Below are 25758 nucleotides of genomic sequence, written 5' to 3' on the forward strand. Positions count from 1 at the left end.
CAGTAGAGGATGCGTCGGTCCGACAACTTCATTTACTCATATCCTGAAGCCGCATACAAGTTTCAACACAGCTATAATCAATCTTTACCGTCCTCTATGGACGAAGCGCTTCTCAGTCCTTCCAGCTCGGCCGCGCTAAGCTCGCGATATTCCCCCAGGCCGAGAGTGCCGTCAAGTTCGAGGGAGCCCATGGATATGCGCTGCAGATAAGTGACCTTGCGCCCTGTAGAGAGAAACATCCGCTTCACCTGATGGAACTTGCCCTCGTGGATCGTCAGCCGGATCCGGGTCGTTACGCCAGCGCTCTCTCCTGCCTCCGGCTCGGCTATGCCTTCGATGGCGAGCTCTGCCGGCAAAGTCGTGTACCCGTCTTCAAGCGTAACTCCCTTGGCGAACTGCTCCCTGTCCTTCTCGCCTACGGGCGTGTCGCCTTCCACAAGCGCAAAGTACGTCTTCGGCACATGCTTGCGCGGAGACAGCAGATCATGCGCAAGCTGGCCGTCGTTCGTCAGCAGCAGCAGCCCTTCTGTATCCTTGTCCAGCCTTCCGACCGGAAACGGCTCCAGCACACGGTCCCGCGGATCGAGCAGATCGATCACCGTCCGGTCTCGGGCATCCTCTGTCGCCGATATGACTCCGGGAGGCTTGTTCATCACGAGATAGATCTTGTCCCGGTACTCTACAAGCTCTCCATCATACCGGACCTGCTCGGAGCCGGGATCCACGATGCGGCCGCTGTCCTTCTCGACCGAGCCGTCCACGGTCACGATCCCTGTCTTGAGGACTCTTCGTATTTCGGCTCTGGAGCCGTATCCCATGGATGAGAGCAGCTTGTCGAGTCGAATTCTTTTGACCATCAACCATCATTCCTTTCGATTGCATCTATTCCTCGAGGATTCCTCTGGATTCGGGTGAAAATGCCAAAAGCGGGACAACATCGTCCCGCTTTGCCGTGCGTCGAGGCTTGCCCGTATCCGGCAAGCGCAGATGATCTATTCATCGGGAAGAAGCCGGAACCGTTTTAATCGGATGGGCTTCCGCCTTTTCTCGCCTTGTGGAGAGAGTACTGGATCTCCTGCGCGAGCTGCTTGAGCTCGAACGTGTCTCCCTGCTCCCACAGCTCGTTGAACTTGAGCTGGAACTGCACCGCCTCGCGCACCCGCCTGTAGAAATACAGGTCCTGGATATCGCTCAGCACTTTGTTGACGATATTGGAGCCTTCCTCGAAGCCGATCTGCGCTTCCAGAATTTCATGCCGGATGCTCGACATCTCCGTGTCGAGGTTGAATGCCGCTTCGGATGCCTTGCGCAGCCTCAGCTTCACTTCCTCCGGCAGGCTTTGCTTGTACTTGTAATTGAGCGAATGCTCGATCGTCGCCCAGAAATTCATCGCCAGCGTCCGGATCTGAATCTCGGCAAGCACTTTTTTGAAGCCGATCGCCGTCTGCACCGGATACTCGACGATCATGTGATAGCTGCGGTAGCCGCTGTCCTTGAAGTTGGTGACGTAATCCTTCTCGTAGACCAGCTTCAAGTCCTGCCTGGAACGGATGATCGCAGCGACCCGCAGGATGTCGTCGACGAACTGGCACATGATGCGGATGCCTGCGATGTCCTCGATGCCTGTTTCCAGCTGATCCATCGGCACGTTCAAGCGGCGGGCTTTATCCATGATGCTGGATATTTTCTTGACCCTGCCGGTCACGAATTCGATGGGCGCGTAGGATTCCCGGGCTTTGAGCTCGGTCCGCAGCGTTTTGAATTTCACTTTCATTTCCTCTACCGCTTGTTCATAAGGCTGCAGAAATTGGTTCCAATCCCGGCCGTCCATCCGTCCGCCTCCTGTCTTGTCAATGATGATCGGCGCCGATAGCTTCGCGCAGATGGGAGTGCCCATCGCGGAGCAGCAGCTCCCTGAGACCTGACGCGATTTCTTTCACGATCCCCGGACCCTTGTAGATCATCGAGGTGTAAATCTCCACGAGCGATGCGCCCGCTCTGATTTTGGCATACGCATCCTCCGCCGTGAAGATGCCGCCGGATCCGATGATCGGCAGCTTCCCGCCGGTCTGCTTGTAGATGGCAGCCACGACTTCCGTCGATCTCTCGCGCAGCGGACGGCCGCTCATGCCTCCGGCCTGCGAGGCGTTGGCATGTGTGAGCCCGTCGCGGGACAGCGTCGTATTCGTCGCGATGATGCCTTCCACTCCGCTCGCAGCGATCGTATCGACCGAGAAGGCAAGCTGCTCCGGCGTCATGTCCGGCGCCAGCTTGACCAGCACCGGCTTCGGCTCTGATCCATGCCGGGCGGCCTGTACGGCCATCTCTTCCTTCACGGCCTGGAGCAGCGTCTTCAGCTCGTCTCCAAGCTGAAGCGCCCTGAGGTCCGGCGTATTGGGAGAGCTGATGTTGACGACGAACAGATCGCCGTATGCGAACAGTTCCTTGACGCAGCGCCGGTAATCCTCATGGGCGAGCTCGTTCGGAGTCGCCTTGTTTTTGCCGATGTTCACGAATACAGGAATCGGCCTGGCGGACAGGCTGCCGAGCCTCCCGGCCATGGCGGCGGCTCCGTCGTTGTTGAAGCCCATCCGGTTGATCAGCGCTTCGTCGGCCGGAAGCCGGAACAGTCTCGGCAGCTCGTTGCCGGGCTGGGGTAGCGGCGTTACGGTGCCGACTTCCATGAACCCGAAGCCGACGCTGGAGAAGCCTTCCACTGACTTTGCGTTTTTGTCCAGTCCCGCGGCAAGACCTACGGGATGCGCGAAGGAGAGCCCCAGAAGATCCATGCTGAGCTCGGGATATTCCGGCACGCCGTACATGCCGCGCAATAAGGCGGTCATGCCCGGCATTCGGGCAGCTTGATGAAGGCCGTCAATGACCAGATGATGCGCTTTTTCCGGATCAAGCCGGAAAAAGAACGGCTTGGCAAAGTATTGGTACAGCAAGAAGTCCACTCCGTTTCCGTTCAAGCAAAACGGCTTCGCCGTCCTAGTGGCGGCGGACGTTTGCATAGGTATGTAGAGATGTTGGCCGTACGAATCCAACCCATACGGCAAAAAAAGGCTCTGCCTTTCAGTTTATCTTGTTCAGCACCAAAAGAAAAGGCCGCCAGTGCTTCGGGCAGCGCTTGCATTTCATCCTGGAGTTGCTTATTTCTATTCTCCAAGGAAAATCCCCCGCATGGGGACATCGGCGGAATTGCCTTGCGAATGGATGAAAGGCTTGCCCAATTCTTATGCAAGCGATTACAATGACCGTACAAGCACTGCCATCATTCTTCAGGAGAGGTCGATAAGCATGAGCACAGCCAAACGCAAGCCTCCGACGAGAAAGGCTCCGGCGAGTCAGCAGCCGAACCGCAAGGCCATCATTGTGGCCGCCTCCATCTTCGCCGTATTCGCCATCGTCATGATCCTGCTTCTGATCTTCAGCTGATCAGCCCAAGCCCTACAGCCAGTCGTATACCTTGTCCGGATTTTCTTCCCGGGAACCCGGCCGCACCTTGTAGCGGCCTTTCTCGCTTTCAGCTTCCCCTTGCCGCTGCAGGAAGGCCAGCTTTCCGTCGCCGATCGCCACTTCCGTTCCGAGCGGCACAAGATCGTACAGCTCCTCCAGATCAGCCTTCGCCATGCGGATGCAGCCGAGCGAGCGATCGGTTCCGATCGAATCCGGCTCGTCCGTACCATGAATGGCATACCGAGTATCCGAAAGCGTCATGCCCCTGCTTCCGAACGGACCTTTGGAGCTTCCGTTCGGGTTGCGCACTTTCTCGGATATGGCGAAGCTTCCGCGCGGAGTCTTGCCGCCACCGACGCCTACCGGGTAAGCACGGACGACGACGGCGCCGCTCATGAGCGCAAGCTGTCTGGAATGCGGGTCGACGACGATCTTCAGCGTCGCCGTCATCGCCTCCTGCAGAACGCCTTCCTTTCCGGCAGCCTTTCCCGCAGCTGGCTGCGCCGCTCCGCCAGCGCCTCCGCTTGCTGAAGCGCCCGCATCGCCTTGACGAGCCTGGAGCAGCCACTCCGGGAAATGCTCCTCCGCCTCGTCAGGCAGCCCGGGAAGGATATTATGCGGGTAATCTCCTGCAAGCTGTTCGGCGGAATCCGGCCATTTCCCGTTGAGCCGCTTGAATTGCCTGATGCCGCTGATCGTCGACCAAGCCTGCTCCTGAATAATAGTCTCATCACGGATCCGGCGGTCCGCTGCCTCCGACAAGCCGCTTTCGCATGCGCAGTCCTTATTATCGGCCGTTTGCACGGCATAAGATCCTTTTCCGTCGGAGCGGGAAGCTTCCAGCACTCCCTTGGCGCCCGCCCGCCACCAATAGTAGCCTCCGGATCGTGCCAGCGTAAATGCGGCTGCGGATGGAAGAGCGTCATCGCTTTCCAGAGCCCCGATTGCTGCTGCGGCTGCATTCCCCGTCTTATCGCTGTCCACCCAGACAATGGTTCGCTTCATGCCGGCCTTGGATGCCGCTGATGCGGCTGGCGGGACTTCCCCAGCCTTACTTCCTTCAGGCAGGCTGACGGTCTGGGACAGCTGCGTCGGCACGCCTGGCACGCCTGGAGCGGCCGCCACGGAAGTGAGCATGAACGCGGCGAGGACTGCGAGCAGAATCCTTGCCGCTCCCTTTTTGCGCCTCCTGTCCCGATCCCAGGTTTCGAGCATGGCATGCAGCGGTCCCGATCCGAGCGTCAGCGGATGGGCTTCGTTTTCGAACGCTTCGTACACGCTGCCGGATTCGAGGTAGCAATAGTTGGCCTTGGCGTCCATTCCCTGCCTCGCGTAGGCTTTGCCGAGAAAGAACCAGGCAAGCCTGTTGCCTGGATGCGACTTGACGTATGCCTTCAGCTCCTCGATCCCGGTACCGCCTCCCTGATCAGGTTCTACGCTTTCTCCGCTATCCAATCCGCCGCCCCCTTCCCGTTCCTTTCCATCCTATATCGGCTGCCGAAGAACATATTGTTCGGCGTCCGAACAAAAAAACCTGCTCCCGGCAGGCGGGAGCAGGCATGATAAGTTCATGGAAAGAATTACATATTGAACGGTTCGTCCGCGATTTGAATGGAATCCGTCGGACAGCCATCCGCAGCGTCCTGCAGATCTTCGTACAGACTCTCAGGAATCGCCTTCGTGCCGGTGTTGCCGTCCTTGTCGTAGATCGTCTCGGCCAATCCCTCATCATCATAATCGTAGATATCCGGGGCTGTTGCGCCGCAAGCTCCGCATGCGATGCAAGTATCTTTGTCAACCCAAGTATATTTAGACATGGTATTCCCTCCTCTATGTGTCATGCATCATCAGCATTCCCTTGACCAGGCAAGTGTATGATTCCCTGTCATAAGTCTGACTTTACACATCAATTTATAACAAAATCATCATCAATTTGCAAGGATGTTCCCCTAATCCGGCGGTTGCGGATGAGCGTCGAAGGATCGTCGCCGAGCATGCCGGCCGTCAGCACAGCACCCTCTCCATATTTGTCCCGCATGGCGTCCATGGCCTTGGTCAATGCCTCCCGGCGCGGCTCGCTTTCGTAATCGAACAAATCCAGCTGCACCGCGGCCGTTTCCTTGGGATGCAGGCTGTGAAGGGTGATGCCGAGCAGGCGGACCGGCACGACTTCCTTCCAATGCTCATCGAACAGCTTGCAGGCTTCGCGGTGGATGACGCCCGCATCCTCGATCGGCTTATCGAGCGCGCGGGAGCGGGTGAGGGTCGTCATATCCGGGAAGCGGACGGTGATCTGCACGCCTCCCGCGAGGAATCCCTTCCGCCTCATCCTGCGGGCGGTCTGATCGGCCAGGTTGAGCAGCACCCGGTGCACGTCTTCCCGCCGCGTCGCATTTTCCGGGAGCGTCGTCGTATGGCCGACCGACTTGCTCGCTTCCCTCGTCTCCCGCACCGGCGAGCGGTCGATCCCGTTGGCCGCTTCTTTCATATGGGCGCCGTATACGCCGAACTGGGAAGTCAGCAGCGATTCGTCGGCTGCAGCAAGGTCGCCGATCGTCGCGATGTTCAGCTTCCGCAGCTTGTCGGCGGTTTTGCGGCCGACGCCGAACAGCGTATCGCAGGGCTTGTGCCAGAGAAGCCTCGGAACATCGCGTATGCGCAAAATCGTCAATCCGGAAGGCTTCTTCATATCGGATGCCATTTTGGCGAGAAGCTTGTTCGGGCCGATGCCGACCGAGCAGGGTATCGACCATTCCAGCCGCACTCTTTCCTGGATGGCTTGCGCGATTTCCACGGGACTGCCGAACATGCCTGAGCCCGTGATGTCCAGATAGCATTCGTCGATGGATACGGTCTCCATCAGAGGCGTATAAGCGGCAGCGATCTCCATGAATCCGCGCGAGTAGCGTCTGTAGAGGTTGAAATCCGGCTGGATGAGCACGAGCTCCGGACATCGCTTGAGGCCTTCCCTGACCGTCATACCGGTGCGTACGCCTTTAGCGCGCGCGGGGTAGGAGCAGGTGACGATGACTCCCTTGCGAAGCTCGACGCTGCCGGCCACGGCCGTAGGCTTGCCCGCGTATCGCTCAGGCTCTTCGGCTTCATGGACCGAGCAGTAAAAAGCGTTCATGTCCAAATGCAGAATGATCCGGCCTTTTCTCGCGCCGCCCGTCTCCGTCTCGCCCATCCTTCCTCCTCCTCCCCTTCGTTTAACCAGCATACCCCTGCCTGCCATCACGGTCAACAAACCGGAGGCATTGCGGCAGACTTCAACCCTTAATCCCCCTGGACCTTCATCCTGCCCATATGATCCTGTCGGAGCGGCAAAAACCTCTTAGCGAGGCCCAATTCGGTCCTTTTCATCTTCCGCCAGCGAAATGAGCGAAAATTTATGCATCTTCACTTCTATCCTGACATGGCAAGGTGATATAATAGAGCATTATAGAGTCGAACGCTTTCACACATTGCTGGGTTAAGACATTAAAGGAGGCACTTCCGGTATGAACCAAGCCATCTCCATCTTTGACACCACCCTGCGCGACGGGACCCAGGGGGAAGGCATCAGCCTGTCCGCCGACGACAAGCTCAAAATCGCCCGCAAGCTGGACCAGCTGGGGGTTCATTATATCGAAGGCGGCAATCCTGGAAGCAACAGCAAGGACATTGAATTTTTCCAGCGGGTGCAAAAGCTCGGACTTCGCGCCAAAATCACGGCGTTCGGAAGCACGCGCCGCAAAAACGCTGTCGCCGATCAGGATGCCGGCTTGCTCCGGATCGCTGATTCAGGCGTTCAGGCCGCGACTCTCGTCGGTAAATCCTGGGATTTCCACGTCCACACCGCTCTTGGAACGACGCTGGAGGAGAATCTCTCCATGATCCAGGACTCCATCGCATTCCTGAAGCAGAGAGGGCTTGAAGCCATCTTCGACGCGGAGCATTTCTTCGACGGCTACAAGAACAATCCGGAGTACGCTCTTGCCGTCCTGAGGACGGCCCATGAAGCAGGAGCAGACTGGCTCGTCATGTGCGACACCAACGGCGGCACGCTTCCAGGTGAAGTCGGCGGCATCGTCTCCCGCATCGCCTCGGAGCTGAGAGCTCCGCTCGGCATCCACACCCATAACGACTGCGAGCTGGCCGTGGCCAACACGCTGGCTGCCGTGCAAGCAGGGGCGCTCCAGGTTCAAGGCACCATCAATGGATATGGCGAGCGCTGCGGCAACGCCAATCTATGCAGCATCATCCCGAACCTGCAGCTCAAGCTCGGCTACTCCTGCATTGAAGAAGCGAATTTGAAGCTGCTTACTCCTGCGGCGCGTTATATCAGCGAAATCGCCAACGTCAGCATGCCTGTCGGACAGCCTTATGTCGGCAATGCCGCATTCGCCCACAAGGGTGGCATCCACGTCTCTGCGATCCTGAAGGACTCCAAGACGTACGAGCACATCTCTCCCGAGCTCGTCGGCAACAAGCAGCGCATTCTCGTCTCGGAGCTCGCTGGCCAAAGCAACGTCATCTCCAAAGCCCAGGAAATGGGCTTGGATGTCAGCGCGAACAACGAGAAAACGAAATCCATCATCGACCGGATCAAGGATCTGGAGCATCAGGGCTATCAGTTCGAAGGTGCCGAGGCGAGCATGGAGCTGCTGCTTCGCGATGCGTTCGGCGGCCTGGACGAGATTTTCACGGTGGATTCCTTCAAGATCCTGCTGGAAAAAACAGCCCACGGAATGGTCACCGAAGCCATCGTGAAGCTGCGGGTCGGCAACGAGTCCGTCTACACCGCCGCCGAAGGCAACGGTCCAGTCAACGCGCTCGACAATGCGCTCCGCAAGGCTCTGCTGCCGTTCTTCCCGCGCATCAACGACATCCATCTCGCCGACTACAAGGTCCGCGTGCTCGACGAGAAGGATACGACCGCAGCCAAGGTCCGCGTCTTGATCGAATCCAGCGACTTCACGAGCAGCTGGAATACGGTCGGCGTATCCGGCAACGTCATTGAAGCAAGCTGGGAAGCCTTGCTGGACAGCCTGCGATACGCTCTTCTCGGCATGACCAAGGTCGAGCCCGCCGTCGGCGAAGACCATTCGCCCCGCCAAGGCGTCATCAACCACTGAGCGTTGCCTGAAGGCAAGCCGCCCTTGCGGGCGAAGCCCGGCCGGACTGCAAGCAGCCCAGCCTCTTACGAGCTCTTGCAGCAGACAGCAAAAGCCCGGCCATATCCTGGCCGGGCTTTTGCTGTGCATTTCCATTGGCCTCATGTCTTCTCGCCAAACGCTCTTTTGCCCGCTGGACAGGCATGCCGGCGCGTTCACGAGAACAGCCGGAAGAGCGTCAGGAGCCTCCTCCGCCTGCAACCAGGTCGGACAGCTTCTTCTCCCATTCCTCGCGAGGGATGACTCCCGGTATCCGCTCCAGCACTTTGCCGTCCGGACCGATCAGCAGCGAAGTCGGAAAATTGTTCACTTTGTACAGCTTGGCGACCTCTCCTTCGCGGTCCATCGGAATCGGGAAGGTCAGCTTCTTCTCGTCTACGAACTTGCGCGCATCGCGTTCACGGTCGTAGCTGGTCGCATTGATGCCGTAGAAATCGATTCTGTCGCCGTATTTTTCATACAAGGCTTGAAGATCCGGCGCTTCGATGTCGCAAGGGCCGCACCAGGAAGCCCAGAAATTAATCAAAACCGGCTTCTCCCGCGGTCCGCCAACAGAATAAGGGCGCTCGTCCAAACCCGGCAGAGTGAATGCGGGAGCCTCATAACCGGCCTTCGGCTTGGAAGCCGGATTGCCCGAGGTCGTCAGCGAGGCGAGAGAACCGCTCTGCCACATCCAGCCTCCGAGCAAAACCGCGGCGCAAGCCAATACGACGATGATGCCTGTCCGTTTCATAGCGCGACCTACCTTCATTCTCTGTTAGACATTAGTACCGTCATGTTATCATGAATGGACCTGGCGCTCAACTTGGCGCATGAAGTCAGCGACACACGAACCCGAGAGGTGATCATCATGTCCCCCATCGCGCGGATAACGCCGGATGCCCTAGAAGCCATGCTTCGGAACTGCATGGCTTCTCCCCTCGAAGAATGCTGCGGCATCGCCGCTTGCCGCTTGGACGATCCCCTGCGGATCGTAACGGCCGTCCTTCCCGTTCCGAACGGCCATGCCGACTCCGGGAGCCGCTATGCCTTCGGACCGGAGCAATGGGTCGCGCTCTTCTATCGCATGCGCCGGGAAGGATTGGATGCTGCCGGCTTCTATCATTCCCATCCCAGCACTCCCGCATTCCCGTCCGATCTGGACAGGTCCAGCCCCATCTGGACTTATTCCGACGCGGACGAGCCCTCCGGCATCGCCGGAGGGCTCGTCATGTGGATCGTTTCGCTGATGGATGCAGACCGGCCGGACATCGCAGCGTTCAGGCCGTCCCATGCAGGACTTCGCAAGCTAGTGCTGGCTGAGGTACGCGTATAGATCCCCGAGCGTCTTGATATTGCGGGAGCGGATTCTGTCCAAGTATTTGAGCCATAGCTGTGCCTGCATCCTGCAATCCTCGAGCGCGTGATGCCGCTGGGTGACCGCGATGCCTTCCTCTTCCAGCAGCTCGTCGAGCCCGTAGGCTTCCCTGCCGGGGTTCAGCCACTTGGCGACCATCATCGTATCGAGCACCCGATGCGACAGGTTCACCTTCGAGGTCCGCCAGAGAGCCGCATTGAGGAACTGCTTGTCATGTCCGCTGCCATGGGCGATGAGCAGGCGTCTGCCGCAGAATTCCATGAAGCTGTGCAGGACATCGAGGAGATCCGGAGCTTCCTCGACCATTCCGCTCGTGATGCCGGTCAGCTCGGTAATGTGGAGAGGAACCTTTCTTTTCGGATTGACCAGGCTATAGAAGAACTTATCCTCCTGCACAGCCCCGCCCTTGAGCAGCAACGCCCCGAAGCTGATGATTTCGTCTCCGTTATAAGGGTAGAAGCCAGTCGTCTCCAGATCGAAAACGATGGTCTCCATCTCGTCGAACGGAGTATCGAGCATTGCCTGCTTGCGCAGATCCTTGTTCATCGAACGCATGAAAGCCATCTGCTGCGCATTCTGCGCTCCGAGCATGGAGGCGATCGCCGGCGTAACGCCGCCCATCTTGTACAGCTGCCACATCCGGTTCACGCCTTTGGTTTCCTTCATTCCAACCTCCCTCCGCTCTTGTCAAAGCCTGCCCATCGTGTGCCTGTACACACGCCGCTGCAGCTTTTTCCCGAGCTTGAGGCCGCTTTTCAGTTCCTCAGCCATTTCTTTGCTCAGCTTCCGGGCAGACAGCTTCCCGTTCGTGGAGAACTGTCCTCCCTCGAGCTTTTCCGTCGTCATCATGCGAAGCCTCAGGAACAAGCGGAAGGTCTGCATCCACTCCCTGGCGTCTTCGGCGGTGATGACACCTCCCTGCTCCAGAAGCCGAATCCGCCCGAGGGTGGAAGTCTCGCGAAGATTGGCTTCAATGGCCAGCATCCTTACGGCGTTCACCATCGGAATGTAAGCCCCGTACTTGATATCCAGACTGCCCGCATCCGCTCCGTACTGCTCCTTGAGCAGCTGGCCGAATACGTTGAGCAGCACCTTGTGCTTCATCGTATTCTCCAGCATCCTTCTCACGATCAGCGTCGAATCGAGGATATCGCCGTAGAAGTGGTTCATCATGTCGGCATGGAGCTCGGCGCTGCCGTGCACGCAGCGGCTGTCCGCGACGATCAGCAGGTACCGGACCGCTTCCCACGCCGGCTCCCTGAACCATTCCCCCAGCCGCGCCTTCCATACCGAGGAGGAGCTGCACCAGTCCGGATTGCTGCTCAGCACATTGCCCTCGCACAGAGGGTATCCTGCCTCCAATAGCAATTGGACCGTCTCTTTTCCCAGAAGCTCGAAATACTCCCTGCAATGAACGGCATCCGCCTCGTTTTGCGGATCCGCGTAGATCATCCCGCTATCCTGATCGCTGAACAGGGTCTGTTCCATCCTGCCCCCGCTGCCGAACAATAGATACGCAAAAGGCACGGGGGGATTGCCTTTCCCGAGCCGTGCCAGTTCCTTTTGCGCGAGCCAGATGCAGCGCCTGACCATGGCATCATGCACATCATTGAGCTCGCCGTAGAATGGTTCCGTTTGTTGCTGAGGCAGCCGGCTGATCATGATATCATGGACAGATTCGCGGATTCGGCGCAAGCCTGCGGCATTGTCCGCATTGCTTATACTTTGCAGCAGCTGCTGCCATCCCAAATCCGTCATTCGGCTCTCTCCCCTCTTGCTATCAGCATATCATGAAGCCGATCGGGATCAAGCTTGGATATTCTGGCTTGCTTTCTTCAGCTGCTCCGGATAGCCATAGTTGCCGTGCTCGCTGAGGTCAAGTCCGGCGATCTCCTGCTCTTCCGTAACCCGAAGTCCCATGACGAACTTCATGATGCCGAGGAGCACGAAGCTGACGACGAGAACGTAAGCGCCGCAGATGACGACCGATTCAAGCTGAACCCACAGCTGATGCCAGGAACCGGTGTCGATGAGGCCTCCGCGGCCTACCGCGACTTTGTCTGCCAGTTCCTGCGTGGCGAAAATGCCGTTGGCGAGCGTGCCCCAGATGCCGGCTGCGCCGTGAACGGACATCGCGAAGATCGGATCGTCGACTTTGATTTTCTCGAAGAAACGGGCGCTGAAGAAGACGAGCACGCCGGCTACGAGGCCGATCACGACAGCCGCCCAAGGATCGACGAAGGCACAGGATGCTGTAATGGCGACGAGGCCTGCGAGAGCTCCGTTCAGCGTCGTCCCGATGTCGGCCTTGCCCATTACCGCCCAGGAGATGAGCAGGGCTGCGACAGCGCCGCCAGCCGCTCCGAGCTGGGTGTTGAATGCAACGTATCCGAAGAATCCGTCGCCGATAGCAACCGTGCTGCCGGCGTTGAAGCCGAACCAGCCGACCCAGAGGATCAATACGGACAAAGCCGTGAACACTTGGTTATGGCCGAGAATTTCGTTGGCCGAGCCGTCTTTGTTGAATTTGCCGATACGAGGCTTCAGCAGCACGGTGCCTGCGAATGCGGCCAATGCGCCCGTCAAATGGACGACGGTCGAGCCGGCGAAGTCCTGCGCTCCGTCCTTGGCAAGGAAGCCGCCGCCCCAGATCCAGTGGGAGATAACGGGATAGATGAGGGCTGTGAACAGTACCGTGAAGATCAAGTATACGGAGAGCTTGGCGCGTTCCGCGAAGCCGCCCCATGCGATGGACAGCGATACAGCCGCGAATGCAAGCTGGAACAAGAAGAAGATTGTTGTCGGAAGGCCGTTGTCAACCGAGGCCTTGGCCGGGTTCAAGAAGAAGTCTCCCCATCCTATGAACGAGTTGCCTTCGCCGCCGAATGCGATGCCGTACCCTACGGCCCAGTAGATCAGGGAACAAAGGCCTACGGTAAAGATCGTCTTGCCGGCGACATGCCCGGCATTCTTCATGCGGGTCGATCCGGTTTCCAGAAGGATGAATCCGCCTTGCATGAGCAGGACTAGAATGGCGGCCAGCATGACCCAGAGGGCGTTAAGTCCCATGTTGAGCGTTCCGGCGGAAGGATCTTCCGCGAATGCCATTGCCGGGAACAGCACAAGCAGGGCAACGAGAGATATCAAGCTTTTTTTGACCACAACGACCACTCCCCAATGTTAATTTATCTGACACGTTTTGAAAGACTTAATGTCATTATAGTCAGAAGTACCTGGTTTGACAATATACAATTGAATAAAAACGCAAAGGATATCCGACATTCCCCTATCTAATCGTAACGAATGTTATGTTTTTTAACCGGTTTGGCCTCCTCACCAAGCCATCCGTCTTGGTTCCTTCGTATTTCAAGAGGCATGTCCGAGTCCTCTCGCGTCGTCTCCAGGGCCCGCGATTGGATTGCCGGACGGTCATGTCAGGTTTCCTGCAATCGCTTCCATTAAAATATGGGCTGTTTGGAGTCCGTTTGTTTGACGGCATCGTTCGTTAGCGATTATCATAGTTTTTAATAGAGAGCGTTAGGGTTTATAAGGATGGTGGAGGAGAATGAACGAGAACCTGCTAAAAATCGGAGAATTGTCCCGCCAGGCCAACGTCAGCGCGCGAACAATCGATTATTATACGAAGCTGGGCCTGATCAGCCCCGAGACGCGTTCCGAGGGAAATTACCGGCTCTACAGCATTGAAACCTTTGAACGGCTGAAGCGTATAGAACAAATGAAGAAAGACAAATATACGTTGGATGAAATCAAGCAGGCGCTGGACAGCTGGAACAAAGTCTCGTCCGTGTCTCAAGTCACGCAGAAGCTGAGTGATCTGCAGCTTCATCTAAGCCAGCTTGAGCGTGAAGTGAAAGAGCTTGAGCCCGTCATCCAGAATCTCAAGCCCAAGCAGGCCAATCAGGCTTTCAACCGGCTGATTCCGCAGACGGCCGCCTGCATCGAGGCGCTGATGCTGATTCTGAACAAAGGCAATTTCATGTAAGCCAACGCAAACCATGCAGCATGGAGGGATACTATGTTTTTTCATCCGATGGACTTCTTGATTCTGATCGCCTTCGGCCTCTCGATCTGGGCTCAGTTCCGGGTCAAGGGCACGTTCAACCGCTGGGCTGAAGTTCCTGCCATGAGCGGCATGACAGGCTACGAGGCTGCCAGGCGCATGCTGGATGCCAACGGCCTCCACGATGTGCCGATCGAACCGGTCCCAGGACGCCTCAGCGACCACTACGACCCGATTCATCGCGTCGTCAGACTGTCGGAGCCGGTTTACTACGAAAGCTCCATATCGGCCATCTCCGTCGCCTGCCACGAAGTCGGTCATGCCATCCAGCATAAGGTTAGCTACCCGATGCTGGTTCTGCGCCACCGGATCTTCCCGGTCGTGAACTTCGCTTCCGGCATTGCGCCGTTCCTGTTGATCGCAGGCTTCCTGTTCTCCGCCACGGGCCTTATCGGCGCCGGCATCGTATTCTTCTCGGTAGCGGTCGCGTTCCAGCTGATCACGCTGCCCGTCGAGTTCAATGCCAGCAACCGCGCTCGCGAGCTGATGGTATCCGAAGGATTCATCAGCAACGAAGAAGAGCGCGGCGTCGCCAAGGTCCTCAACGCCGCCGCCCTCACGTATGTGGCTGCAGCGCTGATTTCCTTGCTGGAGCTCGTGAAGTACATCATGATCTTCACCTCCTCGAACCGCGAGTAGCAACATGGACATGAGAAAAGGCGTTCCCAGATTTTATGGGACGCCTTTTTTTCATATGCCCATTCATGAGCTTCCGTATCGAATCGAATGCTCCCCCCGCTACCGCCGATAGCGGTCCTTGCGGTATCTTTCCCTCTTGTCCATCAGTCCGTACAGGAGGAAGCCGCCGATTGCCCCGCCTACATGCGCCCACAGATCAACGCCGACATTGATGACAGAATAGACGACCCCGAACAGCAGAATGATGTATACCGTCTGCTCGGAGCTTTTGTCCATCATGCCCTTGCGCAGCAGGGCAATGAACAGATAAGCCCCATACACGCCGTAGATCGCCCCGGAAGCACCCAGCGACAACTGAGTGCCCGTTACGATGACCGCGCCGATCAGGTTGCCTGCAACGCCGCTGAGCAGATACAGGACCAGGTACCTGGCGGAACCGAGCAGCCTCTCCAGCGGAGGGGCGAACACGAGCAAGGCGAACATGTTGAACAACAGATGCTGCAATCCCCCGTGAACGAACATCGACGTCACGTAGCGCCAAGGCTCTTCAAGACCGTAAGGGTCCAGCGCGCTTTGATAGAATAAAAAACGGCTGGTCAGCGTTCCGGTGTTCATCCCTCCGCTTGCCATCTGGGCGATGTACATGAGGATATTGAGCGCGATCAGCAACGATGTGACCGGATAGGACTTCAAGTAGACCCGGAAGCTTTCGTAGCGCAGGAATATCATTAGGGCGTCTCCTCCTTAGCCGATTGGACAACACGGTTAGCGAACGATTATAATGGTCTAGCATTTCCTATCCCAAGAATTGTTGAAGGAGGAATTCCCCATGGCACAAGAACGTCAAGCGGCTTTCAAAGGAAATCCGATCACCCTCGTTGGTCCTGAGCTCAAAAAGGGCGATAAAGCGCCGGACTTTTCCCTGAACAAATCTCTCGTCGAGAACGTATCCCTGGCTGATTATGCCGGCAAGATCAAGCTTATCAGCGTCGTTCCTTCTATCGATACGGGCGTATGCGACGCCCAGACCCGCCGCTTCAACGAAGAAGCAGCCAAGCTCGGCAGCAACGTGGCCGTGCTGACCGTCAGCGCCGATCTCCCCTTCGCCCAAGCCCGCTGGTGCGGAGCGGCAGGCATCGATCAAGTCACCCTGCTGTCCGACTACAAAGGCAACGAGTTCGGTCAAGCTTACGGCGTCTTGATCAAGGAATTCGCTCTCGACATGCGCTCGATCTTCGTGCTGGACGCCGACAACACGATCCAATACGTTGAGGTTCTTGGCGAAATGACCGAGCATCCGAACTATGAAGCAGCGGTTGAAGCGGTTCGCGCCTTGCAATAGGCCGCTTCCACGATAGAGAAAAGCGAGCAAGGAGGAACTCCTTCGCTCGCTTTTTTTATGTTCAAGCCTGAGTCGTCTTGAAGGCAGACAGCTTCTTGTCGAGCGTACGGTAAATGTCCAGGATAATGCGATAATTGGCTCCCAGATCCCCAAGCGATCCGCGGGAAGCTGAATAAATATCCACCGCCGATGTTACCGGTCCGACCCCGATGACCGACACCGTGATATCCATTGTCCTGCCTGTAACCGTTCTCTTTTCAAGCACGATCTCCCCGACCGATTGCACGTCATGAAGAACTTTGTAGCCTTGCATCTTCTTGAGCGTGGACAATACTTCTTCCCAGGCTTTGTCCTTCGATAGCTTGTAATAATGGGATTTAAGCTGCGGATCCTTGGCCTTGTCGCCTGTTTGTTCGAAGCTGCGGAGCAGTCCGATAAACGTACGTTTCAGCAAGTGATGGTCTCCCCCTCCGGCATCTATATGTATACCCCTGCAAAAAAAAGGCCCTGACAGCAGTCAGAGTCATGGAAGAACTCTAAAATTATAGTCCCGCAGTGCCGTCTGGCTTGCTTGTTTCTGAACCCGCTCTCGCAGGTGGGTGTCCTCAGGCAGGGTTTTGAGGTCCTCCATAAAATGAAGGCATGTCAGCCGCCCGCCGATGTTGAACTCCCGTGAAACAGCCATTGGTTCAAAACACGTTAAGCCATAACGAGCACCGCAGGATGTATAGCTATTATAAGCTTTGTCGAAACAAAAGTAAAATCGCCGAGGCTTAAAAAGACCGTTATTTCTTGGTATCCTCGCTCAGCTCTGCTTCCAAGGCATCTTCTTCGGCTTCTTTGTTCCTCGCTTCCGTCTGAGCCTGGATTTTCTGGTACGTCAGGTAAAAGTTCCAGAATGCGAAATAAGCGATGATGCTGCCCATGAAGAATGGAATCAGCCATGTCAGCTTCGTCGAAAAGCTGATATAGATGATAAATCCGCTTACAATTGCCGTCGAGAACGAGCGGAGCGGCCTTCCGATCGTGATGAGCACCGCGTTCTTGAGCAGCTGGAACGTTTTCATATGGTAGTGGACGACCATGGAGAAGAAGTTGAAGAGCGAGATCCCGAGCAGCAGGATCAGCCCCAGAAATACATAGGACACCAGCTGAAGGCTCGAATTGCCTTGGAAATACTTGAAGTCCACGATCATGATGCCGAATAAAAGCGCATACACGATTCCGCCGATCATGCTTTGAAGATAATTTTCTTTGTAATGGCGGAAGTAGGTCCTGAAGAGCGGGACGTCAAGATCCCCCATCACCCATTTGCGGGCGACTCCGAACATGGCGGATGTAGCCGGGAAAAGCGTGAAAGGTGCTGCGGCCAGTCCCATGACCAACCACCAGTAAAACATGCTCATCGCGTTTTCTTCCAAGCCGGTCGATAAGAATGCCGTGAATACAAAAAACGCGAAAGGCAGCGAACATACGATCCAGAGAATATTCGTCACCGCAAGTCTCATGATCCATTCCGAGATGCGGTAGAACCCTCCCATAATTCCTCTCATTTCCATAAGCGGACCCCCTAGAAGCATGCTTGAACATCTGCTTTTCCATTATAACTCAGCCGAGCCCATAAGCCCAACTTTTTGACTGGAGGGCTAACGTCCTTCCCACGGCAGCCGTACCGGAATAATGTGTATCATCTTCACCCTATCAAACTTTACAGGAGGTACTTCACATGGGCGCAGCTTACGGAGGAGTCGCAGGCGGTTACGGCGGTTGCGGCGGTTACGGCTTCGGCGGTTACGGCATTGGCGCGATTCTGGTCCTGTTCATTCTGCTTGTCATCATCGCTCGCGCATTCTGGTACTAATTCGCGGGCTGGCTGCCGCTGCGGACTACGGGAATCCTTGCCGTCAAGCAAGGACCGCTGCCGGCATCCATCAAGGAATGGAATCAGGGCAAACATGGGGCATTGAAATTCAGTAGATGAAATAAAAACGAACGTCCGCAGCCATTGTTGGCGGCGGGCGTTCGCTTATGGATGTCGAATTGAAAAAAGCCGGGAAATCCGCATTCGGATTTCCCGGCTTTTGGTTTGAAAATCAACCTTCAGTCGGACGGCGCGTTTCGCTGCCGCTGCTGCGATTTTCGTAGCTGCGGCCTTCATAACCGCGGTTGCCTTCCGTTCTTGGCTTATAGCCGTCACGGCTGCTGCTGCTGCGGTTGCCGCCGTAGCTGCTGCCGCCGCCGCTGCCGTAGCTGCGTCCGCGAGGACCGCTGCCGCCGGTGCTTCCGCTGCCGCTGCGGTTGCCGCCGCCGCCGCCATAACCGCTGCCGGAGAACCGGCGGCCGCTGGAGCGAACGTCCGGACGACGCTTTTTAGCGCGGATCGGATCTTCAGGTGTAAGCTCGACGTTGACATCCTTCTTCTCGCCTGTGATCAGCTTGATCGCCGAGGCGAGCAGGTTGACGGAATCGTATTGCTCCAGAAGCTGGATCGCGATGCCTTTGTATTCCTGGAAGCTCTCGCTTTGCGCGATTTCAAGGATACGCTCGGCTGTAATGCGCTGCTTGCCTTCGATTGCCTCTGCCAGGCTAGGCACCGGCTTCTTCGAGATGCGCTGGCGGGTAACCTTCTCGATGAAGTGAAGGTGATCCGTCTCGCGCGGCGTCACGAAGCTCCATGCCGTTCCTTCCTTGCCTGCACGGCCTGTACGGCCGATCCGGTGGACGTAGCTCTCCGGATCCTGCGGGAGGTCGAAGTTGATGACATGCGTTACGCCCGATACGTCGAGACCCCGTGCCGCAACGTCCGTCGCCACGAGGACGTCGATGCTGCCGTCGCGGAACTTGCGCATGACGTTGTCGCGCTGGTTCTGGGACAGGTCGCCATGCAGTCCGTCCGCGGAATAGCCGCGCTTCTGCAGAGCTTCGCTCAGTTCGTCGACCCGGCGCTTCGTGCGTCCGAAGATGATGGCGAGCTCAGGGCTTTCCATATCGAGCAGGCGGCTCAAGGCGTCGAATTTCTGGCGCTCATGAACTTCGATGTAGGCCTGGGCGATCAGCGGCGCGCTGACTTGCTTCGGAATGACGGATACATGCTCCGGATTTTTGAGGAATTGCTGGGCAAGACGCTGGATGTTCGGAGGCATCGTCGCGGAGAAGAGCATCGTCTGGCGTTCTTCCGGCACGAGGCTCAAAATCGACGTGATGTCTTCCATGAAGCCCATGTCCAGCATTTCATCCGCTTCGTCGAGGACGACGGTCTGGACATCGTCCAGCTTGATCGTCTTGCGGTTGATATGGTCAAGAAGACGTCCTGGAGTACCGATAATGATTTGCGGGCGCTTCTTCAGAGCGCGGATCTGGCGTCCGATTTCCTGACCGCCGTAGATAGGAAGAGAACGGGTTCCCTTGAAGCGGGAAAGCTTGCCGATTTCTTCGGCTACCTGGATGGCCAGCTCGCGGGTCGGCGTCATGATCAGGGCCACGATGCGCTCTTCGCTGGATGGAATCTTGTTGATCAGCGGAATGCCGAACGCCGCTGTCTTGCCTGTACCGGTCTGTGCTTGGCCAATCATATCACTGCCGCCCATCGCGATCGGAATGGACTTGTCTTGAATAGGCGTGGATTCCTCGAACCCAAGCTCTGTAATTGCCTGCAACACCTTAGGGTCGAGGCCAAATTCAGCAAATGTTTTCAAATCTTATTCAAACTCCTTCTCTTTGTAAAGCTCGCTTCAAAAATATCCTGTTTAGTATAGCACAAATACATACATGAATACCAGCCGCATGCAAAGCCATACTAGGGTGGACATGACAAATAGCCTTCCGCTTCTCGCCCCAGGCTATTCAATGCAATCTGACCGGAGGTCCTCATGAAACCAATGCGCGCCGCTTTGTCCTGGCTTTCCGTCACGGCCGGTTCGCTGATGATCGCCGCAGCGTTCAACTTGCTTCTTATTCCCCATCAGCTGCTGAGCGGCGGCATTTCCGGGATCTCCATGATGATCGGCTACCTGACGAGCAGCAATATCGGCTGGCTGTATCTGGTGCTCAACATTCCGGTGCTGCTCTGGGGATGGTTCACGCTCGGGAGGCGATTCGTCGGCTGGAGCGCCTACTCGGTCGCGGCGGCTTCCCTCTTCATGCAGCTGATTCCTGTCGAAACCCTGGCCCGGGATATTCTGCTCGGATCGGTATTCGGCGGCATCGTCCTCGGCTTCGGAACCGGGCTTTGCCTGCGGGCTGGAGGTTCTTCCGGAGGATTCGACGTCATCGCATCCATCTTGAGCCGCACCCGCGACCTTCCCGTCGGCATGATGATCTTTCTTCTCAACAGCCTTGTAATCGTCATTCTTGTCGCATTCACCCGCAACGCTGATATTGCTTTATATTCGCTTATATCGATTTTTACCGCCGGGAAAATCGTGGATATCATTTATATCCGCCATCTCAAAGTGACCGTGTTCATCATTACCAAGCGCACGGAGGACATGCTCCAGCAGATGCTTGCACGGCCTCGGGGAGTCACCGTCATCCGCACGAGGGGAGCATTCACCTCCGAAGAAAACGACATGCTGATGACCGTCACGACCCGCTACGAGCTGGACGAGCTGAAGCGGATGGTTCGCAAGCTTGATCCCAAGGCTTTCGTCAATATCGTGGAGACGGTCGGCATTCTCGGCGATTTCAGGCGCAATGTGAATTGAACGGGTGCTCAATTGGGCAGCAGCGGATTTCTATCCGCTTACCTTTGAATGGCAGCCCTGAAATGGTATACTGACCCTATCCCGTAGTTCATGTTTCATGCCCAGCGTTCTGCCCTGAACACATCGATGAGAAAGGGTGATGCAAGGTGGATATGGAAACGGTCAAACTTTCGAGGATTGTGGAAAAATTGGCGCCTGAGCTTCATTCCTTCCTTACGGAGCATGAGCTGGGCCTCAAAATCGTCCTGCGGGACGGATTTTCGGTTCTGGAACCCGCCGATGCAATGGAAATTGTTCAGCAAAGCATTTGTGAATACCAGAAACAAACGCTTTTGCATTAAATGCCCGGCCCTGCCTGCTGGCTTCGTCTCCCAAGGCGAAAGCCCCGAGGATAGGAACGTACCGTTCCGAATGCGTCTGGCTGCCCGCCTCTCCTCGAGGCGGGCTTTTTGGTTGCGCGCATTTACAAATGCAACCCGATTGCACATTCCGGTTGCACATAGACACCATTCGCCCAAATTCAACAACTTGCATGAAATTTCTTGTGTCAGCCATGCCCATTCTGTTTTATAATCTCAAGAGAAGAGTACATAGGGAGAGAATAGAATGGAAATGGTTTACTCGACGCTGCTGCTCCTCATGCAGCTCCTCTCCGGAGGAACCGGCCAGCAGGCAGACGCATCCCATGGGATGATGGCCACCTACCTCAACGCCGCCGCAGGCAAGGAAGTCATGGCTGTTCCGGCCAAGGAAGTCCAGGCGCCGGATGCCGGCGGAGCCGAATACGTCAAAAAGGATCCGCAGCCGGACGCTCCTGCCGTCAAAGGCATCTACGTGACCGCTCACAGCGCGGGCGGTGCCAGGCTCCCGAAGCTGCTGAGCCTTCTGGACAAAACGGATCTCAACAGCATGGTCATCGACATCAAGGACGACAACGGCTACTTGACGTACCCGACGGACAACGCCGAGCTGCTCAAGCTCGGCACCGCCAAGAAATACATCAAGGACATACCTTCCCTGATGTCCCAGCTGAAGGAGCATGACGTCTATCCGATCGCCCGGATCGTCGTGTTCAAGGACACCGTGCTCGCCGAGAAACATCATGAGCTGAGCTACGTCCGTCCGGATGGCACGCTTTGGAAGAACGGCAAAGGCGATGCCTTCGTCAACCCCTACTCCAAGGAAGTATGGGACTACAATATCGCGGTGGCCAAGGAAGCCGCCAAGCTCGGCTTCAAGGAGATCCAGTTCGATTACGTCCGCTTCCCGGAAGGCTTCGAGAAGAAAGCCGATACTCTCAAGTATGAGAAGACCGACATCAGCCGCGTCGATGCGGTCGCCGGATTCGTCAAGTACGCCAGAGAGCAGCTGGCCCCTCTCAACGTCAGGGTATCGGTCGACATCTTCGGATACGCCGCCTCTGTCCCGGCAGCGGAAGGCATCGGCCAGGATTTCGTTAAGATTTCCAAGTATGTCGACGTGATCAGCCCGATGGTCTATCCAAGCCATTATTCCGCCGGCTGGTTCGGCGCCTCCAACCCTGACACGAGTCCCTACCAGGTCATCAAGGGCTCCATGGTCGACACGCACAAGAAGCTGGATCCGATCGGCAGCTACAAGCCCGTCATCCGGCCATGGATTCAGGACTTCACCGCCAGCTGGCTCGGCAAAGGCCATTACATCAAGTACGGCAAAACCGAGGTGGAAGCCCAGATCAAGGCGCTTCACGATACGGGCGTCGAGGAATATCTGCTCTGGAATGCAGGCAACAGCTATACGGAAAGCGCCAACTTCAAATAACCGCACTTATTCCCATCCATCCAAAGGAGCGGCAATCGCTTCGCCTCCACCAGCAAAAAGGTCAGCAGCCTCAACGAGGCTGCTGACCTTTTTCATTTCGCATTCCCGCGCTGCTATCCTTCGATCACATAGCCGTTGCCCGGCTCCGTCCTTTTCTTCTCCACGATCGCGATGGAGGTCATCTCGGGAACTTTCAGGAAATGCCGCTGCACATGGCTCTCCACATAGGAAAACGCCTTTTCGTCTGTCGCGGCAAGCACGATCAGATGCGCCTGCCCTTGCTCAAGCTGAATCTCGATCTTATACAGGAACATAGGTGATACCTCCTTGAGAGATGTCATCGTTAGGAGCGAGCTCAGCGCCCGGCCTGCCAGAAAGCCCTGCCGCTGCGGCTTGGGGCCGCTGGACAGGGCTTGGCTCTGGCTCTGGAACGGTACGCTTCTTATTGGGACAAGCGAAGAGCCAGGTTGTACAGCTCCATATTGAACGGCTTCTTCGTGTTGACGACAAGATCGATATCGGTTGCGGTCAGCTCGCCTTTGATGATGCCGCAGGACTTGGCCGAATGGCCTTCCATAAGCTGGCGTACGGCAAAATCGCCAAGCTGGCTCGCAAGGATGCGGTCGTTGTGGGTTGGCGCCCCGCCGCGCTGGATATGGCCCAGCACGGTCGTGCGCGGCTCAATGCCGCAGCAGTCCGTGATGTGCTGGGCGACATTCTCGCCCTTGCCCGCGCCTTCGGCGACCACGATGATGCTGTGGCGCTTGCCGTGCTTGAAATTGTCCTGCATCCGGCGGGACACTTCGTCCAGATCGTACTCGACCTCGGGAACGATGATCGTCTCCGCTCCGCTCGCCAGACCGGCATAGAGTGCGATATCGCCGCAATGGCGGCCCATGACTTCGACAATGGACGAGCGCTCATGCGAGGTCATCGTGTCGCGCAGCTTGTTGATGGCGTCCACGACGATGCTGACTGCCGTGTCGAACCCGATGGTGAAATCCGTATACGCGATATCGTTGTCGATCGTGCCCGGCAATGCCATCGTTTTGATGCCGAGCTTGCTCAGCTTGTTCGCACCTTGGTAAGAGCCGTCCCCTCCGATGACGATGAGGCCGTCGATGCCGCGCTCGCGCAGGACGTCAGCCCCCTTTTGCTGGCCTTCCGGCGTCAGGAATTCCTTGCAGCGGGCCGTCTGCAGCACCGTGCCTCCGCGCTGGATGATATCGCCGACGCTTCGCAGGTCCATAGGACGGATGTCATCGTTGATCAAGCCTTGGTAGCCTCTCTGGACGCCGTATACATCCAGTCCGTAATACAGGGCGCTGCGCACCACGGCGCGCACGGCAGCGTTCATTCCCTGGGAATCCCCGCCGCTGGTCAGAACAGCAATCGATTTAACAGCTGACATGTGTAAATCCTCCAATGACGCATTTATTTAAAAAAATGGCTTACAGCTTCGTTTTAGGCGCGTATGCGGCGGATGACTACGCTGTTCATGAAGAAGAACAAGCGGGTCAGCGGGCTGCGCCTCATCAGCTTCCGGGATACGCTGCGGACATCCTGTTGGCCGCTGACCTTGGGGTCGGACAAATAAAGAGCCAAAAGCCCTTCAACGATCATCCGGTGGAAGCCGGGCTCCGGCAGCCTGCGGATATCCTCGCGGGCCCGCTGGACGATCTCTCCGATCCGCTGGGCAGCCTCGCCCGTGCCGCTGTAGTAGTTGCAGAAGTTGAGATCTCCGCCCTCGCGATCCTCCTCCTGGTCGATCAAGTAATCCAGAAGAATATGAAGCCCGCATACGTGGGGGAAATAAGCCCTCCTGACTTCTACCGCTCTATCCGGCGTCAGAGCCGGATCAAGAGCGGCGGCGAACAGCGTGAACATGCCGAGGGTCGAGCCCGTCGCCGCGGCGAATTCGTTCCACCGAAGCTCGGGGTACTCCCGTTGATGCAGCTCCCACCACGCCAGCAGCTTCTCCTCCCGCAGATCCTTGGCGATATGCTTGTACACCTGCAGATCGCCGTAGAGGCCGACCAGCCGGGATACTTCCGGCTGAGCGGCGGCATAGCCGGGCAGCATGGCCGCCTGGCGCTGGCAGGTGCGCACCAGATGATGCAGATAACCGCCGTCGTCACGCTCCGCCCGCAGCGCATAATAATCCGTCAGCTCCGCCTTCGGATCGACGGCATCCAGCATCGAGCGGTGCAGCAGCCGGAAATCATCCGCATCCAGCGATGTGCTGCGGTCGCATAAGTTGTCCAGATAGTCGCTGATCGTCTGCAGCGCGACGATCAGCGGTATGAGGACCTTGCGGGAAGCCGGATCCGCGATTGCGTACACGGAGCCTCCCTGGCAATGGAACCTTTTTTCCTTCATGCTGCTCAGAGCCTGCGTCCGGAGCTCGGGATCGGGTATGCGCTCGGCGCGCTGCCTGAGGCTCTCAAGCTCCGCGGAGACGTCCGGAAGCGCGTATTTGTACACCCGGTACATCAGACGCAATGGCTCTGCCGGCGCTTTGCCGGCTGTCAATGTTCGTTCGCTCATATATGGCGCCTCCCGAATATGCTTAGGAATGGCGCCGCAGTTCAATCTCCTGATTGACGCGGTACCAGATATGCAGATCGTTGATCCGGCTTGCAAGCTCGGCGATCTCGCTGTTCAGGAAGCAGGAATGGCTGAAGTCATCCTCTTCCTCGAGCAGCCGCTGCTTGTCCCGGATCCTGTCCTCGAAAGCCATGACCAGATCCGGTATGCGGCCGCGGATCAGCTCCCACTGCTCGATGATGAACAGCTGTTCGCCGGCCTCGTAGTCCTCCCAACGCTTGTCCAGCGACGGAAGCTGGATTCCGAGCCGGCTGTCCGTACGGAAATAACGATTCCCCATGGTAAACCTCCAAAATAACTTTACCATCCCGAAACCCTAAAATCCAGTACCGGAGCCGAAAACAATGTCACCGTGCGACCGTCCGCGCTATCCTTTCAAGAGTCCTTGCGGCCGGATATTGGCATCCACAGGAGTGAAGCTCGGCACATGTCCGACATGACCGCCCCCAAAGCGTTGTCGGCGCCCGGAGCGGCAGCCCGGGAAGCCTCATCACGGAGCACCCTAAGGGACTTCTCCGGCCTGGCCTTGGCGGCATCGGCAAGCATCCTCGCCATCCATGCTTTTCCCGGTACTAAAAAAAGGCGCAAAAAAACAAGGCCCCCTTGAGGGGGCC

At 57.0% G+C, this 25758-nt stretch carries 27 protein-coding genes, 1 other RNA gene and 2 pseudogenes; 11 read left to right on the forward strand and 19 right to left on the reverse strand.

What is annotated here, in order from left to right; translation table 11 throughout:
• Positions 1-77: 77 nt before the first annotated feature.
• The 3 genes from ACLBWT_RS05090 to ACLBWT_RS05100 form a co-directional block, all read right to left on the reverse strand.
• Positions 78-857, reverse strand: coding sequence for a pseudouridine synthase (locus ACLBWT_RS05090; RefSeq protein WP_447661971.1), 780 nt, complete (start codon positions 855-857; stop codon positions 78-80).
• Between the two features lie 164 nt (positions 858-1021).
• On the reverse strand, positions 1022-1831 hold the full coding sequence (locus ACLBWT_RS05095; protein WP_447661973.1) for a GTP pyrophosphokinase: 810 nt from the start codon (positions 1829-1831) through the stop codon (positions 1022-1024).
• A gap of 19 nt (positions 1832-1850) precedes the next feature.
• The gene (locus tag ACLBWT_RS05100) at positions 1851-2948 is read right to left on the reverse strand and encodes a quinone-dependent dihydroorotate dehydrogenase (protein WP_447662250.1); all 1098 of its coding nucleotides are present in this window, start codon (positions 2946-2948) and stop codon (positions 1851-1853) included.
• 352 nt (positions 2949-3300) lie between these two features.
• Here ACLBWT_RS05100 and ACLBWT_RS05105 point away from each other — a divergent pair, with 352 nt between their 5' ends.
• Entirely contained in the window at positions 3301-3438 is a 138-nt protein-coding gene (locus ACLBWT_RS05105) for a hypothetical protein (protein WP_447661974.1), read from the forward strand.
• Between the two features lie 12 nt (positions 3439-3450).
• Here the strand turns inward: ACLBWT_RS05105 and ACLBWT_RS05110 are convergent, their stop codons facing one another.
• The 3 genes from ACLBWT_RS05110 to ACLBWT_RS05120 all read right to left on the reverse strand — a co-directional run bounded on the left by ACLBWT_RS05110 (position 3451) and on the right by ACLBWT_RS05120 (position 6646).
• Positions 3451-4914, reverse strand: coding sequence for a L,D-transpeptidase (locus ACLBWT_RS05110; RefSeq protein WP_447661976.1), 1464 nt, complete (start codon positions 4912-4914; stop codon positions 3451-3453).
• A gap of 125 nt (positions 4915-5039) precedes the next feature.
• On the reverse strand, positions 5040-5276 hold the full coding sequence (locus ACLBWT_RS05115; protein WP_447661977.1) for a ferredoxin: 237 nt from the start codon (positions 5274-5276) through the stop codon (positions 5040-5042).
• A gap of 89 nt (positions 5277-5365) precedes the next feature.
• Complete coding sequence (locus ACLBWT_RS05120) at positions 5366-6646, reverse strand: DNA polymerase IV (RefSeq protein WP_447661979.1); 1281 nt, start codon at positions 6644-6646, stop codon at positions 5366-5368.
• A gap of 313 nt (positions 6647-6959) precedes the next feature.
• On the opposite strand from ACLBWT_RS05120, the gene cimA reads away from it, so the two are divergent.
• Positions 6960-8576 carry a citramalate synthase gene (gene cimA / locus ACLBWT_RS05125; RefSeq protein WP_447661980.1) on the forward strand — a complete coding sequence of 539 codons (1617 nt, stop codon included), beginning with the start codon at positions 6960-6962 and terminating at the stop codon, positions 8574-8576.
• A 217-nt stretch (positions 8577-8793) separates the two neighbouring features.
• Here cimA and ACLBWT_RS05130 read toward each other — a convergent pair whose 3' ends face one another.
• On the reverse strand, positions 8794-9348 hold the full coding sequence (locus ACLBWT_RS05130; protein ID WP_447661981.1) for a TlpA family protein disulfide reductase: 555 nt from the start codon (positions 9346-9348) through the stop codon (positions 8794-8796).
• 117 nt (positions 9349-9465) lie between these two features.
• Here ACLBWT_RS05130 and ACLBWT_RS05135 point away from each other — a divergent pair, with 117 nt between their 5' ends.
• Positions 9466-9930 carry a Mov34/MPN/PAD-1 family protein gene (locus tag ACLBWT_RS05135; protein WP_447661982.1) on the forward strand — a complete coding sequence of 155 codons (465 nt, stop codon included), beginning with the start codon at positions 9466-9468 and terminating at the stop codon, positions 9928-9930.
• Here the strand turns inward: ACLBWT_RS05135 and ACLBWT_RS05140 are convergent.
• The 3 genes from ACLBWT_RS05140 to ACLBWT_RS05150 are packed head-to-tail and all read right to left on the reverse strand — an operon-like array spanning position 9904 to position 13134.
• The gene (locus tag ACLBWT_RS05140) at positions 9904-10638 is read right to left on the reverse strand and encodes an exonuclease domain-containing protein (protein ID WP_447661983.1); all 735 of its coding nucleotides are present in this window, start codon (positions 10636-10638) and stop codon (positions 9904-9906) included. The genes ACLBWT_RS05135 and ACLBWT_RS05140 overlap by 27 nt on opposite strands.
• 21 nt (positions 10639-10659) lie before the next feature.
• The gene (locus tag ACLBWT_RS05145; protein WP_447661984.1) at positions 10660-11730 is read right to left on the reverse strand and encodes a DUF294 nucleotidyltransferase-like domain-containing protein; all 1071 of its coding nucleotides are present in this window, start codon (positions 11728-11730) and stop codon (positions 10660-10662) included.
• Between the two features lie 48 nt (positions 11731-11778).
• A complete protein-coding gene (locus tag ACLBWT_RS05150; RefSeq protein ID WP_447661985.1) occupies positions 11779-13134 on the reverse strand; it encodes an ammonium transporter in 1356 nt (451 codons plus the stop codon).
• A 403-nt stretch (positions 13135-13537) separates the two neighbouring features.
• On the opposite strand from ACLBWT_RS05150, the gene ACLBWT_RS05155 reads away from it, so the two are divergent.
• Together ACLBWT_RS05155 and ACLBWT_RS05160 are read left to right on the forward strand one after the other, a co-directional pair.
• The gene (locus ACLBWT_RS05155) at positions 13538-13975 is read left to right on the forward strand and encodes a helix-turn-helix domain-containing protein (protein WP_447661986.1); all 438 of its coding nucleotides are present in this window, start codon (positions 13538-13540) and stop codon (positions 13973-13975) included.
• A gap of 33 nt (positions 13976-14008) precedes the next feature.
• Positions 14009-14692 carry a zinc metallopeptidase gene (locus ACLBWT_RS05160; protein ID WP_447661987.1) on the forward strand — a complete coding sequence of 228 codons (684 nt, stop codon included), beginning with the start codon at positions 14009-14011 and terminating at the stop codon, positions 14690-14692.
• 99 nt (positions 14693-14791) lie between these two features.
• On the opposite strand, the gene ACLBWT_RS05165 is transcribed toward ACLBWT_RS05160, so the two are convergent.
• The gene (locus ACLBWT_RS05165; RefSeq protein WP_447661988.1) at positions 14792-15421 is read right to left on the reverse strand and encodes a rhomboid family intramembrane serine protease; all 630 of its coding nucleotides are present in this window, start codon (positions 15419-15421) and stop codon (positions 14792-14794) included.
• 100 nt (positions 15422-15521) lie between these two features.
• Between ACLBWT_RS05165 and tpx the strand changes: the two genes are divergently transcribed.
• Complete coding sequence (tpx, locus tag ACLBWT_RS05170) at positions 15522-16034, forward strand: thiol peroxidase (protein ID WP_048744925.1); 513 nt, start codon at positions 15522-15524, stop codon at positions 16032-16034.
• 95 nt (positions 16035-16129) lie between these two features.
• Positions 16130-16168: pseudogene (locus ACLBWT_RS05175) on the forward strand (hypothetical protein).
• Positions 16169-16197: 29 nt separating this feature from the next.
• On the opposite strand, the pseudogene ACLBWT_RS05180 reads toward ACLBWT_RS05175, so the two are convergent.
• The 3 genes and pseudogenes from ACLBWT_RS05180 to ACLBWT_RS05190 all read right to left on the reverse strand — a co-directional run.
• Positions 16198-16488, reverse strand: a pseudogene (locus ACLBWT_RS05180) (DUF1499 domain-containing protein); the annotation flags it as partial.
• An 89-nt stretch (positions 16489-16577) separates the two neighbouring features.
• Positions 16578-16762: non-coding RNA, 6S RNA (gene ssrS, locus ACLBWT_RS05185), on the reverse strand.
• A gap of 57 nt (positions 16763-16819) precedes the next feature.
• Positions 16820-17593, reverse strand: a complete 774-nt coding sequence (locus tag ACLBWT_RS05190) for a YesL family protein (protein ID WP_447661989.1) — start codon at positions 17591-17593, stop codon at positions 16820-16822.
• 167 nt (positions 17594-17760) lie between these two features.
• Between ACLBWT_RS05190 and ACLBWT_RS05195 the strand changes: the two genes are divergently transcribed.
• Entirely contained in the window at positions 17761-17895 is a 135-nt protein-coding gene (locus ACLBWT_RS05195; protein ID WP_447661990.1) for a YjcZ family sporulation protein, read from the forward strand.
• Between the two features lie 232 nt (positions 17896-18127).
• Here the strand turns inward: ACLBWT_RS05195 and ACLBWT_RS05200 are convergent, their stop codons facing one another.
• Entirely contained in the window at positions 18128-19729 is a 1602-nt protein-coding gene (locus ACLBWT_RS05200; protein WP_447661991.1) for a DEAD/DEAH box helicase, read from the reverse strand.
• Positions 19730-19903: 174 nt separating this feature from the next.
• Between ACLBWT_RS05200 and ACLBWT_RS05205 the strand changes: the two genes are divergently transcribed.
• From ACLBWT_RS05205 to ACLBWT_RS05215, 3 genes are all read left to right on the forward strand, one after another.
• The gene (locus ACLBWT_RS05205; RefSeq protein WP_447661992.1) at positions 19904-20737 is read left to right on the forward strand and encodes a YitT family protein; all 834 of its coding nucleotides are present in this window, start codon (positions 19904-19906) and stop codon (positions 20735-20737) included.
• Positions 20738-20889: 152 nt separating this feature from the next.
• Positions 20890-21078 carry a hypothetical protein gene (locus ACLBWT_RS05210; protein ID WP_174806358.1) on the forward strand — a complete coding sequence of 63 codons (189 nt, stop codon included), beginning with the start codon at positions 20890-20892 and terminating at the stop codon, positions 21076-21078.
• A gap of 265 nt (positions 21079-21343) precedes the next feature.
• Positions 21344-22537: a putative glycoside hydrolase gene (locus ACLBWT_RS05215; RefSeq protein WP_447661993.1), complete on the forward strand. Its 1194-nt coding sequence runs from the start codon at positions 21344-21346 to the stop codon at positions 22535-22537.
• Between the two features lie 113 nt (positions 22538-22650).
• Here the strand turns inward: ACLBWT_RS05215 and ACLBWT_RS05220 are convergent, their stop codons facing one another.
• From ACLBWT_RS05220 to ACLBWT_RS05235, 4 genes are all read right to left on the reverse strand, one after another.
• Complete coding sequence (locus ACLBWT_RS05220; RefSeq protein WP_021881691.1) at positions 22651-22851, reverse strand: DUF3906 family protein; 201 nt, start codon at positions 22849-22851, stop codon at positions 22651-22653.
• 128 nt (positions 22852-22979) lie between these two features.
• On the reverse strand, positions 22980-23948 hold the full coding sequence (pfkA, locus tag ACLBWT_RS05225; RefSeq protein WP_048748577.1) for a 6-phosphofructokinase: 969 nt from the start codon (positions 23946-23948) through the stop codon (positions 22980-22982).
• Between the two features lie 53 nt (positions 23949-24001).
• Positions 24002-25084 (reverse strand): tetraprenyl-beta-curcumene synthase family protein, encoded by a 1083-nt coding sequence (locus ACLBWT_RS05230; RefSeq protein WP_447661994.1) that lies wholly within the window; start codon positions 25082-25084, stop codon positions 24002-24004.
• Between the two features lie 22 nt (positions 25085-25106).
• A complete protein-coding gene (locus ACLBWT_RS05235; RefSeq protein WP_447661995.1) occupies positions 25107-25424 on the reverse strand; it encodes a hypothetical protein in 318 nt (105 codons plus the stop codon).
• Positions 25425-25758: the final 334 nt, after the last annotated feature.

The organism is Paenibacillus sp. D51F (assembly GCF_053345695.1).